The organism is Kaistia soli DSM 19436, from assembly GCF_900129325.1.
GTDB classification, from domain to species: Bacteria; Pseudomonadota; Alphaproteobacteria; order Rhizobiales; family Kaistiaceae; genus Kaistia; species Kaistia soli.
Genome location: NZ_FQUP01000002.1, coordinates 444,218 through 459,194, shown reverse-complemented (window position 1 = coordinate 459,194; position 14,977 = coordinate 444,218). Strand labels below are relative to the sequence as shown.

Here is a 14,977-nt window from a genome sequence, read left to right as displayed (position 1 = left end):
GGTGGATGGCGCCGGGATATTACCGTCCAGTCATTGTAATTTTTTATTGCGGGGGCATGGCAACGACCAAGCTCACCGTAGCCCTGAGCTGCTTCTGGAAAGAGAGCTTTCGATGGTCAATAAGAAAGTCCCTAATCCCATCGACGTACACGTGGGCGGGCGTGTTCGACTGCGTCGCATGATGCAGAACATGAGCCAGGAAAAACTTGGCGAGAGTCTCGGAATCACATTCCAGCAGATTCAGAAATACGAAAAGGGGACCAACAGGATCGGCGCGAGCCGGCTACAGCATATCTCCTCGGTCCTGCAGGTTCCGGTCTCGTTCTTCTTCGAGGACGCCCCCGGATCGCCTTCGGATGTTGGCTTTGAGGAAGCGCGGCCTGCAGCCTTCGTTACCGATTTTCTTTCAAGCGCCGAAGGCCTGCAACTTAACCGTGCCTTCGTGCGAATCAAGGACCCCAAGGTCCGCCGCAAGATCGTTGACCTCGTGCGTGCAGTCGCCGGTGAAGAAGTCGCGGACTGAACGCTTCGCCGGGGCACGCATTTCGAGTTGATTATTTCATTGAGCCGTCATGCGAGCGCATGGCGGCTCATCGCCGCTTGACCGCCCCTCCGATCCGATCAATACCGTTTCCGGCATCTTGCAGGTCACCTGCTCAACTCCAGAAGTGCGGGGGTAATAGTGTCGAGGGCGTCGTATCTCTTCACCAGTGAATCGGTCTCCGAAGGCCATCCCGACAAGGTCTGCGACCGGATTTCGGATGAGGTGGTGGATACATTCTTCCGTCTCGGGCCGGAGCAGGGCTGGGACCCGAGCCATCTCCGCGTCGCCTGCGAGACATTGGCGACCACCAACCGTGTGGTGATCGCCGGCGAGACGCGGGGCCCCGCGACGATCACGCGCGACCTCATCTCGCATGTCGCCCGCCTTGCGATCCGCGACATCGGCTATGAGCAGGCCGGCTTCCACTGGGAGACGGCCGAGATCGACGTGCATCTGCATGCGCAGTCGGTCGACATCGCGGTGGGCGTCGACGCGGCTGGCAACAAGGACGAGGGCGCCGGCGACCAGGGCATCATGTTCGGCTATGCCTGCACCGAGACGCCGGAGCTGATGCCCGCCCCGATCTTCTACGCCCATCGCATCCTGAAGCGCCTGTCGGAAGCGCGCCGCGCAAAGGAGACGCATGCGCTCGGCCCGGACGCCAAGAGCCAGGTCACGGTTCGCTATGACAATGGCAAGCCGGTCGAGGTCACCCAGATCGTGCTCTCGACGCAGCATCTCGACGAGAACCTGTCGTCCAACGACGTGCGCTCGATCGTCGAGCCCTATATCAGCGAGGCGCTGCCGGACGGCTGGATCACGCCGTCGACGATCTGGCACGTCAACCCGACCGGCAAGTTCGTCATCGGCGGTCCCGATGGCGATGCGGGCCTGACCGGGCGCAAGATCATTGTCGACACCTATGGCGGCGCGGCCCCGCATGGCGGCGGCGCCTTCTCCGGCAAGGACCCGACCAAGGTCGATCGCTCCGCGGCCTATGCCGCGCGCTATCTCGCCAAGAACGTCGTCGCGTCGGGTGCCGCCGAGCGCTGCACGATCCAGATCTCCTACGCCATCGGGGTATCGCAGCCGCTGTCGATCTATGTCGACCTGCATGGCACGGGCAAGGTGTCCGAGGCCGCTGTCGAGGCAGCGCTGTCCAAGGCGATGGACCTCTCGCCGCGGGGCATCCGCGAGCATCTGAAGCTCAACCGCCCGATCTATGCGCGCACCTCGGCCTATGGCCATTTCGGCCGCGCGCCGGAAGAGGATGGCGGCTTCTCCTGGGAGAAGACCGACCTCTCGGACACGCTGCTGAAACTCCTTTGAGCACGGCAGGCGCGGCGACCCGCCGCGATTCGTTCTATGGCCGCCGCAAGGGTCATGCCTTGCGCGCCAGCCAGGCCGACACGCTCACCCGCGTGCTCGATGCCCTGCGCGTCGATACCGCGATTGCGGCACCACACGATCTCCGCGACCTGTTCGAGGCCGCGGTCGACGACGTTGCGCTCGAGATCGGCTTCGGCGGCGGCGAGCATCTTCTGCATCGCGCCTCGGCGGAACCCGCGACCGGCCGCATCGGCGCCGAGCCTTTCGTCAACGGCATGGCAAAGGCGGCGGCCGCGATCGACGCCGGACGACCGGGCAATCTCCGTCTCTTCGACCGCGACGCGGCCGAACTGCTCGACTGGCTGCCATCGGCAAGCCTTTCCGTCGTCGACCTGCTCTATCCCGACCCGTGGCACAAGCGCCGCCACTGGAAGCGCCGCTTCGTCTCGCCGGCCAATCTCGACCGCATTGCACGCGTGCTGAAGCCCGGTGGGCTGTTCCGCTTCGCCTCGGATATCCCGTCCTATGTCGACTGGACGCTGATCGCGGTGATGGCGCATCCGCATTTCGCGTGGACGGCCGAAGACGCCGACGATTGGCGGCTGCCGTTCCCTGGCTGGCCGGGCACGCGCTACGAGCAGAAGGCGATCCGCGAGGGCCGCCGCGGCACCTATCTGACGTTCAGCCGGATCTAGAACATCCACGCGCCGCGCAAAGTGAGCACAATCGCTCCCGCGGACCGGCATGCACAGATCCGTTTTGACCCACGCTTGTCGCCCAGTCCGCGCCCTCGCCGATCGATCACCGGCAAGGGCGCAGGGCCTCAGGGACCGACGAGATAGGGAAGTGCGAGCAGCGAGGTGCTCGCCGCCGTCAGGACAAGGAAGGCGGCAAAACGCAGGGCGATGGACTTCATGATACGCAACACCGGAATGTTCGGGGATCGAACGTGCCGAGACTGCGAAGGTCCTGCTTAGCAATGTATTGATACGGTGGCACCAAGTTGAAAAAAATGCGGCTGGTGGCGTTGCAGTCACGCCGCCTCGTTCGCGCCGAGGGAGCGCAACGGCGACTCCGCTTGCAATTGGCGGCCCATCGGCTTATACGCCTCTCATTCATCTCAAACGATCGGTTCGTTAGAGGGTGGACCCCCGGGGCCCGCTCGTAAGACTTCTTGGCCGATCGCGCGAGTTCCTTTCCTGTCTGGCGCCTGCCAGGCCGATCAAACCTTCGGACGGATTGTCTTGGCCGATCCCGCCACAGCCGCCATCGAACCCCGCATCGTCGTCGAAACAGGCGTCGATGCGCGCGTTGCCGCCATCATCGAGCCGATCGTCGCCGATCTCGGTTACCGCCTCGTGCGGGTCAAGAGTTCACGCCGCAACGGCATGACGCTGCAGGTGATGGCAGAGCGGCCTGACGGCAGCATGACGGTCGATGACTGCGAGCAGATCAGCCGCAACATCTCGCCGGCGCTCGACGTCGAGGATCCGATCACCGAGGCCTACCATCTCGAGGTCTCCTCGCCCGGCATCGACCGGCCGCTCGTCCGCCGTTCGGATTTCGAGCGTTGGTCGGGCCATATCGCCCGGATCGAGACGAGTCTTCCCGTCGACGGGCGGCGCCGCTTCCGCGGCACGCTGCTCGGCGTCGAGGGCGACGCGACCTCGCTGAAGCTCGAGGACGCGCCGGCCGGCGCGCCGGACCGGGTGCAGATACCGCTCGCCGCGATCGGCGACGCCAAGCTCGTCCTCACCGACGCGCTGATCGACGACACGCTTCGGGACCACGCCGCACTATCGGGCGGTGAGGTTTCCGACATTGACGACATCACAGACGAATCCTCCGACGCCTGAAAGCCGGCGGATCGTTCAGAAGAGTAACGGAGACAGGACGATGGCAGTCAGCGCCAACCGCCTCGAACTCTTGCAGATCGCCGATGCGGTCGCCCGCGAGAAGGTGATCGACCGGCAGATCGTCATTGCCGCGATGGAGGACGCCATCCAGAAGGCGGCCCGCTCGCGCTATGGCTCCGAGACGGATGTCCGCGCCGAAATCAACCCGAAGACCGGTGAGATCCGGCTTCAGCGCCTGCTGCAGGTGGTCGAGACCGTCGATAACCCGGCCGTCGAGGTCTCGCTGGAGATCGCGACCGACCAGAACCCGGCCGCCCGTGTCGGCGACTATATCGCCGAGGCGCTGCCGCCGATGGATTTCGGCCGCATTGCCGCGCAGTCGGCCAAGCAGGTCATCGTGCAGAAGGTGCGCGAGGCCGAGCGCGACCGGCAGTTCGACGAATACAAGGATCGCATCGGCGAGATCGTCAACGGCTCGGTCAAGCGGGTCGAATATGGCAATGTGATCGTCGATCTCGGCCGCGGCGAAGGCATCGTCCGTCGCGACGAACTGATCCCGCGCGAGACGTTCCGCTACGGCGACCGCATTCGTTCCTATGTCTATGACGTTCGCCGCGAGCAGCGCGGCCCGCAGATCTTCCTGTCGCGGACACATCCGCAGTTCATGGCGAAGCTCTTCGCCCAGGAAGTGCCGGAAATCTATGACGGCATCATCGAGGTGAAGTCGGTCGCCCGCGATCCGGGTTCCCGCGCCAAGCTCGCCGTGATCTCGCGCGATAGTTCGATCGATCCGGTTGGCGCCTGCGTCGGCATGCGCGGCAGCCGCGTTCAGGCGGTCGTGAACGAGCTGCAGGGCGAGAAGATCGACATCATTCCATGGTCCGGTGATCCGGCGACCTTCATCGTCAATGCCCTGCAGCCGGCCGAAGTCGCCAAGGTTGTGCTCGACGAAGAGGCCGAGCGTATTGAAGTTGTGGTCCCCGATGACCAATTGTCTCTTGCGATCGGTCGTCGTGGACAGAATGTCCGCCTCGCCTCGCAGCTGACGGGCTGGGACATCGACATCCTGACGGAACAGGAAGAGTCCGAGCGCCGCCAAAAGGAATTCCAGGAGCGCTCGACCCTGTTCAACACCGCGCTGGACGCCGACGAGGTCGTCGGCCAGTTGCTCGCTTCGGAAGGTTTCGCCTCGCTCGAGGAAATTGCTTTCGTCGAGCAGGAAGAACTGGCTTCGATCGAAGGTTTCGACGAGGAGACGGCGGCCGAGCTGCAGCAGCGCGCGCGCGATTATCTCGACAAGCTCGAAGCCGAGCATGACGAGGAACGCAAGACGCTCGGTGTCTCGGACGAGCTCAAGGAACTGCCGGGCATGACGACCTCGATGCTGGTCGCGCTCGGCAAGGACGGGATCAAGACCGTCGAGGATTTCGCGGGCTATGTGCCCGACGATCTCGTCGGCTGGGCGGAACGGAATGAAGGCGAGACCAAGCGCCATGGCGGTCTGCTCGACAAGTTCGGGCTGACGCGTGGTGATGCCGAGCGGATGATCATGACGGCGCGCGTCAAGGTCGGCTGGATCACCGAGGAAGAGGCCGCGGCGGAAGTCGAGACCGAAACCGAGGAGACCGAGGCCTGAGCTGAGCTCTGGTCGCGGGTCGATCATCATGTCGCGCCGTAGCGAACCGACGGTCCGCAGCTGCGTCGTTTCGCGGCTGGCTATGCCGTCGGACCAGTTGATCCGCTTCGTCCTCGATCCCGAGGGGCGAGTGGTTCCCGATTTACGCCGGCGCTTGCCCGGCCGCGGCGTCTGGGTGACGGCGCGCAAGGAGATCGTGGCGGCGGCCGAAAAGAAGCGGCTGTTTGCCAAGGGCTTCAAGGCCGCTGTCACGGTCGAGCCCGGTTTGGCCGACCGCGTCGGCATGTTGCTGGAGGATGGCGCCGTTCAGGCATTGTCCTTCGCGCGGAAAGCAGGCGAGGTCGTCACCGGCTTCACCAAGGTCGAGACGGCCGTTGCACGGGAGCAGCTCGCTGCAATCGTGCAGGCCAGCGAGGCGGCCGATGACGGCCGAACGAAGATCGCGGCGGCGCTGAAGCGCCGCTTCGGACGCACCGATGCGGTTCCCGTTATTCGTATCTTCCGATCCGAACAATTGGATTTGGCATTGGGCCGGTCAAATGTGATACATGCTGCACTGCTCGCCGGCCGGGCGAGCGAAAATGTTATTGAGCGTGTCGCCGCGCTCGCCCGTTTTCTGGGGGAAGACGGGCCCGCTGGCATTGGCGACGACGGCCGCGAGATCGAACCGCCGGAAGTGCCCGAGAAGACCGCGCCGTGAAAGGGCGCTAGACCCGCAGGACAGAAGACCGAATGAACGATACGAGCAATAGCGGCGACAAGGATGTTGGCGGCGCGAAGAAGACGCTGAGCCTTAAGGGCCGTGACCTCGAGCGCGGCACCGTCAGGCAGAGTTTCTCACATGGGCGCACCAATACCGTCGTCGTGGAGAAGAAGAAGCGGGTGCTGATCCCGGGCAAGAGCGAGCCGGCGTCTCCGCCGGTTGCCGCCAGCCCGGCTGCACCACCACGCCCGGCTGCCCCGCCGGTGTCGCAGACGCGCACCATTCAGTCGAACACGCAGGCAAGGCCAACGCCGACCGCGCCGTCGCAGCCGTCGCGGTCCCAGCCGCAGCGCTCCGGCATGGTCCTGCGCCAGCTCTCGACTGATGAGCTCGATGCCCGCGCCCGCGCCCTGGCCGATGCCCGTGTCCGTGATGCGGAAGAGCGTCGCCAGGCCGAGGAGGACGCCAAGCGCCGTGCCGAGGAGGAGATCCGTCTCGCCAAGGAACGCGAAGAGGCGGCCAAGCGCCAGGCCGAGGAAGATATCCGCCGTGCCGCCGAAGCGGCCGTCAAGGAACGTGCGGAGGAAGCGGCTCGCCGCCGCCTTGGCGACGAGGCGCCGCGCGCTCCGGCCGTTCCCGCTGGCGAACGCGCTCCTGGTGCTTCCGAGAAGCCGGCCGCCCGCACGGCGGCGCCTGGCGCTGCCCGCGCCCCGGCGCGCGCCGACGAGGACGACAACCGCTCCGGCGGCCTGCGTCCGTCGACGGCCAAGCGTCCCAAGACGATCGACCCGAAGCCGGTCAAGAAGGAAGATGCGAAGCCGCGCGGCCGCCTGACGCTGTCGAACGCGCTCGATGATTCCGAGCGCGAGCGTTCGCTGGCCTCGGTGCGTCGTCGCCGTGAGCGTGAGCGTGCCCGCCTCATGGCGCAGGGTCCGCGCGAGAAGATCTCGCGTGAGGTGATCCTGCCCGAGACGATCAGCATCGGCGATCTCGCCAACCGCATGGCGGAGCGCGCTGTCGACGTCATCAAGTTCCTGATGAAGCAGGGGCAGCTCCTCAAGGCGACCGACGTGATCGACGCCGACATGGCGCAGCTCATCGCCGAGGACATGGGCCACACGGTGCGCCGTGTTGCCGAGTCCGACGTCGAGGAAGGCCTGTTCGACCGGCAGGATGCCGAGGCCGAGCAGATCACGCGTCCGCCCGTCGTCACGATCATGGGCCATGTCGACCACGGCAAGACGTCGCTTCTCGACGCGATTCGCAAGACCAACGTCGTTTCAGGCGAGTCGGGCGGCATCACGCAGCATATCGGCGCCTATCAGGTCGAGCAGAACGGCCAGAAGATCACGTTCATCGATACGCCCGGCCACGCCGCCTTCACGGCGATGCGCCAGCGCGGTGCCCGTGCGACGGATATCGTCGTTCTGGTGGTTGCGGCGGATGACGGCGTCATGCCGCAGACGATCGAGGCCATCAATCACGCCCGCGCCGCCAAGGTTCCGGTGATCGTCGCCATCAACAAGATGGATAAGCCCGACGCCGATCCGACGCGGGTCCGCACCGAGCTGCTCCAGCACGAGGTGTTCGTCGAATCGATGGGCGGCGAGACGCTCGACGTCGAGGTTTCGGCCAAGACCGGCGCCAATCTCGACCGTCTCCTCGAGACGATCCTGCTGCAGTCGGAAGTTCTCGATCTCAAGGCCGACCCGCGTCGCGTCGCCGACGGCGTCGTCATCGAGGCGAAGCTCGATCGCGGTCGTGGCCCGGTCGCGACTGTGCTCGTCCAGGGTGGCACGCTGCATCCGGGCGACATCGTCGTCGCCGGCTCCGAATGGGGACGTGTGCGCGCGCTCATCAACGATCAGGGCCAGACGGTTTCGGAGGCTCCGCCTTCGATGCCGGTCGAGGTTCTCGGCTTCCAGGCCGCACCCGAGGCGGGCGACCGCTTCGCCGTGGTCGAGAGCGAGGCCCGTGCCCGCGAGATCGCTGATTACCGCGCCCGTCAGAAGCGCGAGAAGTCCGTTGCCCGCCAGACGACGGCGCGCGGCTCGCTCGCCGAAATGATGAGCCAGCGCCAGAGTGCCGGCCTCAAGGAGTTCCCGCTCGTCATCAAGGGTGACGTGCAGGGCTCTGTCGAGGCGATCATCGGCGCGCTGGATGCCCTCGGCACCTCGGAAGTCGTGGCCCGGATCATCCATTCCGGCGTCGGCGGCATCACCGAGTCCGACGTCACGCTGGCCGCGGCCTCGAACGCCGCGATCATCGGCTTCAATGTCCGCGCCAACAAGCAGGCGCGCGACGTCTCCGATCGCGACGGCATCGAGATCCGCTACTACAACGTGATCTACGATCTCGTCGACGACGTGAAGCAGGCGATGTCGGGCCTTCTCACGCCCGAGCGGCGCGAGACGATGCTTGGCAATGCGGAGATCCTCGAGATCTTCCACATCACCAAGGTCGGCAAGGTCGCAGGCTGCCGCGTCACGGACGGCACGGTCGAGCGCGGGGCGAATGTTCGCCTCATCCGCGAGAACGTCGTCATCCACGAGGGCAAGCTCTCGACGCTCAAGCGCTTCAAGGACGAAGTCAAGGAAGTGCCGGCGGGCCAGGAATGCGGCATGGCCTTCGAGAAATACGAAGACATGCGCGCCGGCGACGTCATCGAGTGCTACCGCGTGGAAGAGATCAAGCGGTCGCTCTGACCTGACAGGCAATCAGGCCTTCCCCTCCCTCGCGGAGCGGGAAGGCCTGCCGTCATCTTCCCCGCGATCGCTCGCGGGAAGGCTCCAGAGTTGCCTTCGCATGGCGTGGGCGACGCGTGGCACATCGATCATCCGATTTGAGACGAAGCCGGTCCGAACCCGGCAGATGTCGACGTTCCGGCATCGAGAAGGAGAATTCCCATGGCGAGGACTGCTGCCAACGGCAAGAAAATCGGAACGCCCGGACAGCGCCAGCTGCGCGTCGGCGAACTGGTCCGCCACGCGCTTTCGGAGATCCTGGCGCGCGGCGACCTCCGCGAACCCGATCTTGAACGCGTAGTCGTGACCGTTCCCGAAGTGCGGCTCTCGCCCGATCTCAAGATCGCAACGGCTTATGTCATGCCGCTCGGCGGGCAGAATCCCGAGGGCGTCGTGGCCGCGCTCGATCGCCATCGCAAGTTTCTGCGGGGTGAAGTCGCCCATCGCATCAATATGAAATTCGCGCCGGACCTGCGCTTCCGCGTCGATACTTCCTTCGAGGAGGGTTCCAAGATCGACGCCCTGCTGCGCTCAAATCCGATCGTGCGGCAGGATATCGACGCTCCCTCGCCCGATGCGGACGAGGACGGTCCGGACGACGCGCGCGACTAAGCCAACAGGAAAGACACCATGGGCCAGCGCCAGAAGAAGGGCCGGCCGGTTTCCGGCTGGCTGATCCTCGACAAGCCGCTCGGCATGACCTCGACGCAGGCCGTCTCGGTCGTGAAGCGCATTTTCGGTGCGCAGAAGGCCGGCCATGCCGGTACGCTCGATCCGCTCGCGACAGGACTTCTGCCGATCGCGCTCGGCGAGGCGACGAAGACCGTCCCCTATGTCATGGACGGGCGCAAGATCTATGGCTTCACCGTACGCTGGGGCGAGGAAACGACGACGGATGATGCGGAGGGTGCCGTGGTCGCACAGTCCGACCTCCGGCCGTCGCGCGACGCGATCGAAGCGGTGCTGCCGCAGTTTATCGGCACGATCATGCAGGTGCCGCCCGCCTTCTCCGCGATCAAGATCGACGGCGAGCGCGCCTATGATCTCGCCCGTGACGGCGAGGAAGTGACGCTGGAGCCGCGACCGATCGAGGTTCACCGGCTCGACCTCGTCGACATGCCCGACGCCAACACCGCGGTCTTCGCCGCCGAATGCGGCAAGGGCACCTATGTGCGGGCCCTGGCCCGCGACATGGGACGGTTGCTCGGCACGCGCGGCCATGTTGCCAATCTCCGCCGTTTGCTGGTCGGCCCCTTCGACGAGGCCTCGATGGTGAAGCTCGACGCGCTGCGCGAGGCACAGGCGGAGGGCGGCCTTGAAGCGACTGACGCCATGTTGGCCCCGGTCGAGACTGCCTTGTCGGACCTTCGCGAAATCCGGATCGGCGAGGTCGAGGCGGCGCGGCTCCGTAACGGCCAGCCGTTCATTCTGCGCGGCCGGGACGCGCCACTCGCAGGTGAAACCGTGTTCGCGACACAGGCCGGGACACTCATCGCGATCGGCTCAATCGAGCAGGGCAGCTTCCAGCCGCTGCGCGTCTTCGTCGGCGAATAGGCGGAACCGGGCCGCAGGCAGGCCGTTCCCTCTATAGCAAGGGAGAACGACATGACCGCCAAGACCCATCGTCCGACCCATCTTGTCCTGGTCGCTGACGGCTCCAAGGCGCTGTTCCTGCGCAATAGAAGCCTTAGCAATGATTACCGTCTCGAAGTCGAGGCCGTGCTCGAGAACGACAACCCGCCGACCCGCGAACAGGGAACCGACCAGCCCGGCCGGGCCATCAGTGCATCAGGCGCCAATGGTTCGCCGAACGCCCAGAGCGGCATGGAGCAGACGGATTGGCACCGTCTCGGCAAGGAGCGCTTCGCCGCCTCGATCGCCGAGCGGCTCGATGCCGGCACAAAGGCCGGCACGCTGGCATCGCTGGTCATCGTCGCATCGCCGCTGGTCCTCGGCACTTTGCGCAAGGCGATTTCCAAGGAGACCGCGCATCTTGTTCGAGCGGAGATCGCCAAGGACCTGACGGGCATGACGGTAGCCGAGATCGAGAAGGCGCTGGCGGCCTAGCAGACGCGGCGCAACTTTCCGCTGGTCTTGGCGGCGATCTTCGGGCATATGTCGCCCGCGCCCTGAAGGCCGAACGGCCCTCAGGGCAAAGCCCTATGGAGCGGTGACCGTGCTGGACGACATCCCGGCACAGGCCGACCGCAACCGGGCAAGGGTTCCGGATCATGCCGGCGCCAATCCGGCCGGGCATGTCGCCCGGTCCAGTCACTCTCGAAAGGATCCCCGATGTCGATCACCGCTGCTCGCAAGCAGGAACTGATCAGTGAATACGCGACGGTCCCGAATGATACGGGTTCGCCGGAAGTCCAGGTTGCCATTCTGTCGGAGCGGATTGCCAACCTGACCGAGCATTTCAAGGGCCATGCCAAGGATAATCACTCCCGGCGCGGTCTGCTCAAGATGGTGAGCCAGCGCCGCAGCCTTCTCGACTATGTCAAGAAGATCGACGAGCAGCGCTACAAGAGCCTGATCGAGCGTCTCGGCCTGCGTCGCTGAGCGGGTCGGGCCGAGCGCCCGCCCCCGAAGACGCATAATAGCGCGCGGCGGCATGGGGTCGCCGCGCTGATGTGCTCGCGGTTGTACGCCCGAGCCATGGCAGGATCGCCGGATGCTTTCGCCGCCCAGTGCGCAGCGTAGAGAGCCTCCCGCCGTCTTGTCCATGGCTCCTCCGACGCATCCGCGGCGGAAAGGAACTGTCATGTTCGACATTCAACGTGTCGAGATCGAATGGGCCGGACGCCCGCTCGTGCTCGAGACCGGCAAGATTGCCCGCCAGGCCGACGGCGCCGTGCTCGCCACCTATGGCGAGACCAGCGTGCTGGCGACTGTCGTCGCCGCCAAACAGCCGAAGCCCGGCATCGATTTCTTCCCCCTGACGGTGAACTATCAGGAAAAGACCTTCGCAGCCGGCAAGATTCCCGGCGGCTTCTTCAAGCGCGAAGGCCGTCCGTCGGAGAAGGAGACGCTGACCTCGCGTCTCATCGACCGTCCGATCCGCCCGCTCTTCGCCGACGGCTTCCGTTGCGAGACGCAGGTCGTCGCCACCGTCCTCAGCCATGACCTCGAGAACGATCCCGACATCGTTGCGATGGTTGCCGCCTCGGCGGCGCTGACGCTTTCCGGCGTGCCGTTCTACGGCCCAGTCGGCGGTGCCCGCGTCGGCCTGATCGACGGCGCCTTCGTGCTCAATCCGCTGCTCGAGCAGGCCGCTGACTCCAAGCTCGACCTCGTCGTCGCCGGCACAACCGACGCCGTGCTGATGGTCGAGTCCGAGGCGCAGGAGCTTTCGGAAGATACGATGCTCGGCGCCGTGATGTTCGGCCATGCCGGCTTCCAGCCCGTCATCGACGCGATCATCCAGCTCGCCGAAAAGGCCGCCAAGGAGCCGCGCGCTTTCCAGGCGCCGGATCTCTCGGCCATCGAAACCGAGATGCTCGGCATCGCCGAAGGCGAGCTGCGCGACGCCTACAAGAACACGGTCAAGCAGGACCGCTACGCCGCCGTCGACGCCGTCAAGGCGAAGGTGATGGGCCACTTCTTCCCGGAAGGGCAGGAGCCGCGCTTCGACAAGGAGAAGATCGGCGCCGTCTTCAAGGAACTGCAGGCGAAGATCGTCCGCTGGAACATCCTCGACACCGGCAGCCGCATCGACGGCCGCGACCTGAAGACGGTCCGCCCGATCGAATCGCAGGTCGGCATCCTGCCGCGCGCGCATGGTTCGGCGCTGTTCACCCGCGGCGAGACGCAGGCCCTCGTGGTCGCGACGCTCGGCACGGGCGACGATGAGCAGTTCATCGACGCGCTGGAAGGCACCTACAAGGAAACCTTCCTGCTGCACTACAACTTCCCGCCCTATTCGGTTGGCGAGACAGGCCGCATGGGTTCGCCCGGCCGCCGCGAAATCGGCCATGGCAAGCTCGCCTGGCGCGCCGTGCGCCCGATCCTGCCGAAGCATCACGAGTTCCCCTACACGATCCGCGTCGTCTCGGAGATCACCGAGTCGAACGGTTCCTCGTCGATGGCAACCGTGTGCGGCACCTCGCTTTCGCTGATGGACGCCGGCGTTCCGCTGAAGCGTCCGGTGGCGGGCATCGCCATGGGCCTCATCCTCGAGGGCGAGCGCTTCGCAGTGCTCTCCGACATTCTCGGTGACGAGGATCATCTCGGCGACATGGACTTCAAGGTGGCCGGTACCGCCGAAGGCGTGACCTCGCTGCAGATGGACATCAAGATCGCCGGCATCACCGAGGAGATCATGAAGGTCGCCCTCGACCAGGCCAAGGGCGGCCGCGCGCATATCCTCGACGAGATGGCCAAGGCGCTGACATCAGCCCGTCCGTCGCTCGGCGAGCATGCCCCGCGCATCGAAGTGATCCAGATCCCGACCGACAAGATCCGTGAAGTGATCGGTTCGGGCGGCAAGGTGATCCGCGAGATCGTCGAGAAGACCGGCGCCAAGATCGACATTTCGGACGATGGCACCGTTAAGGTCGCCTCGACCGACGCCAAGGCGATCACCGCTGCGCTCAACTGGATCAAGGGCATCGCCGCTGAGCCGGAAGTGAACGCGATCTATCAGGGCACCGTGGTGAAGGCCGTCGATTTCGGCGCCTTCGTCAACTTCTTCGGCGCCCGCGACGGCCTCGTCCACATCTCGCAGCTTTCCAACCAGCGCGTCGCCAAGACGCAGGACGTTGTCAAGGAAGGCGACAAGGTCTGGGTCAAGCTGCTGGGCTTCGACGAGCGCGGCAAGGTCCGCCTGTCGATGAAGGTCGTCGACCAGGCGACCGGCCAGGAAATCAAGGAAGAGAAGGCCGAGCCCGTCGCCGAGTAATCGGCCGGCTCAGCCCGTCAAACGAAGAAAGCCCGGCGAACGATCGCCGGGCTTTTTCGTGTCGGCGTGATCTCGATCACGACGCACCCGCCGCGACGCGCCTATGCTTTTGCCTCACGGCACTGATGGAGCGAACGCAATGAGACGACGGGACGTTCTGGCTCTCGGCAGCGCAGCTGCCGCAATCGGTATCGGCTCCGTGCTCGCTCTCCGGAGCACCGGCTCCATGGCCGACTATGACGCGCTGGCGCTCCGTGAGCGCGCGCCGCTTCCGCAGCCGGCCACTGCGATCGACCTCGTACGGCTCGCGTCATTGGCGCCGAACAGCCACAACACGCAGCCTTGGCGCTTCACGCTCGGCGATGGCCTCATCACGATCAGTCCCGACTTCAAGCGGCGCACGCCAGCCGTCGATCCGGACGATCACCATCTCTTCGTGAGCCTCGGCGCCGCCGCCGAAACGCTGGCCATCGCAGCGGCGGCCAACGGCCTGCCGGGAACGCTCCGCTTTGAGGACGGCGGCGACGGGACCGTCGTGTTCGAGTTCGCCACGGCGCCGCCAGCCGCGTCGCCGCTGTTCGCCGCCATTACGCAGCGCAGGTCGACCCGAGCGCCTTTCGACGGCAAGCCGCTCGCACCCGACGTGATCCAGCGCCTCGTGGAGTCGGCGGCGATTCCCGGCGTGCGCCTGATCACGTTGAGCGAACCGGCCAAGATCGCTGCCGTTGCCGACCGCATCATTGCCGGCAACACCATACAGATGACGGATACGGCTTTTCGGGCCGAGCTGAAGCATTGGCTCCGCTTCAGTCCCAGCCAGGCGATCGCAACCGGCGACGGGCTCTTCGCCGCGACGAGCGGAAACCCCAGCCTGCCACCGCTGCTCGGCAATCTCCTGTTCGATTGGGTTGTCAGCGCCGGGTCCGAGAATGAACGTTATCGCGCGCAGCTCGCCACGACGCCGTGTCTGGTCATCATCATCTCGGAGCAGGATGATCGCGCCCATTGGGTTGACGCAGGCCGGGCCTGCCAGCGCCTGCTGCTTCAGGCGACCGCGCTCGGCCTGAAGCAGTCCTTCGTCAACCAGGCAGTCGAAGTCCCCGAAATACGGCGGGAGCTCGCAGCCGATCTCGGCCTCGCCGATAGCGAGCGCCCCGATCTGATCATTCGGATCGGCTATGGCCCCGACATGCCGCGATCGCTGCGTCGGCCGGTAGCGGCCGTGGTCGGCGAAGGCTGACCGATGCCGCAACGGCGCGATGCGA

The 14,977-nt window shown here is 65.5% G+C and carries 13 protein-coding genes; all 13 read left to right on the top strand.

From position 1 onward, the window contains the following. Positions 1-112: 112 nt before the first annotated feature. The 13 genes from BUB39_RS11655 to BUB39_RS11600 all read left to right on the top strand — a co-directional run bounded on the left by BUB39_RS11655 (position 113) and on the right by BUB39_RS11600 (position 14,952). Positions 113-523, top strand: coding sequence for a helix-turn-helix domain-containing protein (locus BUB39_RS11655; protein ID WP_073053344.1), 411 nt, complete (start codon positions 113-115; stop codon positions 521-523). Positions 524-682: 159 nt separating this feature from the next. After that, positions 683-1,873, top strand: coding sequence for a methionine adenosyltransferase (gene metK, locus BUB39_RS11650; RefSeq protein ID WP_073053343.1), 1,191 nt, complete (start codon positions 683-685; stop codon positions 1,871-1,873). Continuing rightward, complete coding sequence (gene trmB, locus BUB39_RS11645; protein ID WP_073053340.1) at positions 1,870-2,568, top strand: tRNA (guanine(46)-N(7))-methyltransferase TrmB; 699 nt, start codon at positions 1,870-1,872, stop codon at positions 2,566-2,568. The genes metK and trmB overlap by 4 nt, the downstream gene beginning before the upstream one ends. 549 nt (positions 2,569-3,117) lie before the next feature. Continuing rightward, positions 3,118-3,729 (top strand): ribosome maturation factor RimP, encoded by a 612-nt coding sequence (rimP, locus tag BUB39_RS11640; RefSeq protein WP_073053338.1) that lies wholly within the window; start codon positions 3,118-3,120, stop codon positions 3,727-3,729. A gap of 40 nt (positions 3,730-3,769) precedes the next feature. Next, a complete protein-coding gene (gene nusA, locus BUB39_RS11635; RefSeq protein WP_073053335.1) occupies positions 3,770-5,365 on the top strand; it encodes a transcription termination factor NusA in 1,596 nt (531 codons plus the stop codon). Positions 5,366-5,393: 28 nt separating this feature from the next. After that, positions 5,394-6,065, top strand: coding sequence for an RNA-binding protein (locus tag BUB39_RS11630; RefSeq protein WP_073053333.1), 672 nt, complete (start codon positions 5,394-5,396; stop codon positions 6,063-6,065). A 32-nt stretch (positions 6,066-6,097) separates the two neighbouring features. Then, positions 6,098-8,773: a translation initiation factor IF-2 gene (gene infB, locus BUB39_RS11625; RefSeq protein WP_073053330.1), complete on the top strand. Its 2,676-nt coding sequence runs from the start codon at positions 6,098-6,100 to the stop codon at positions 8,771-8,773. A 201-nt stretch (positions 8,774-8,974) separates the two neighbouring features. Continuing rightward, complete coding sequence (rbfA, locus tag BUB39_RS25215) at positions 8,975-9,424, top strand: 30S ribosome-binding factor RbfA (protein WP_139251445.1); 450 nt, start codon at positions 8,975-8,977, stop codon at positions 9,422-9,424. A gap of 18 nt (positions 9,425-9,442) precedes the next feature. Further along, positions 9,443-10,366, top strand: a complete 924-nt coding sequence (gene truB / locus BUB39_RS11620; RefSeq protein ID WP_139251444.1) for a tRNA pseudouridine(55) synthase TruB — start codon at positions 9,443-9,445, stop codon at positions 10,364-10,366. A gap of 51 nt (positions 10,367-10,417) precedes the next feature. Beyond that, positions 10,418-10,879, top strand: a complete 462-nt coding sequence (locus BUB39_RS11615; protein ID WP_073053328.1) for a baeRF12 domain-containing protein — start codon at positions 10,418-10,420, stop codon at positions 10,877-10,879. Between the two features lie 225 nt (positions 10,880-11,104). Next, positions 11,105-11,374, top strand: coding sequence for a 30S ribosomal protein S15 (gene rpsO, locus BUB39_RS11610; protein ID WP_073053326.1), 270 nt, complete (start codon positions 11,105-11,107; stop codon positions 11,372-11,374). A 202-nt stretch (positions 11,375-11,576) separates the two neighbouring features. Further along, positions 11,577-13,712: a polyribonucleotide nucleotidyltransferase gene (gene pnp / locus BUB39_RS11605; protein ID WP_073053325.1), complete on the top strand. Its 2,136-nt coding sequence runs from the start codon at positions 11,577-11,579 to the stop codon at positions 13,710-13,712. A 139-nt stretch (positions 13,713-13,851) separates the two neighbouring features. Continuing rightward, positions 13,852-14,952, top strand: coding sequence for an Acg family FMN-binding oxidoreductase (locus tag BUB39_RS11600; RefSeq protein ID WP_073053324.1), 1,101 nt, complete (start codon positions 13,852-13,854; stop codon positions 14,950-14,952). Positions 14,953-14,977 lie beyond the last annotated feature (25 nt).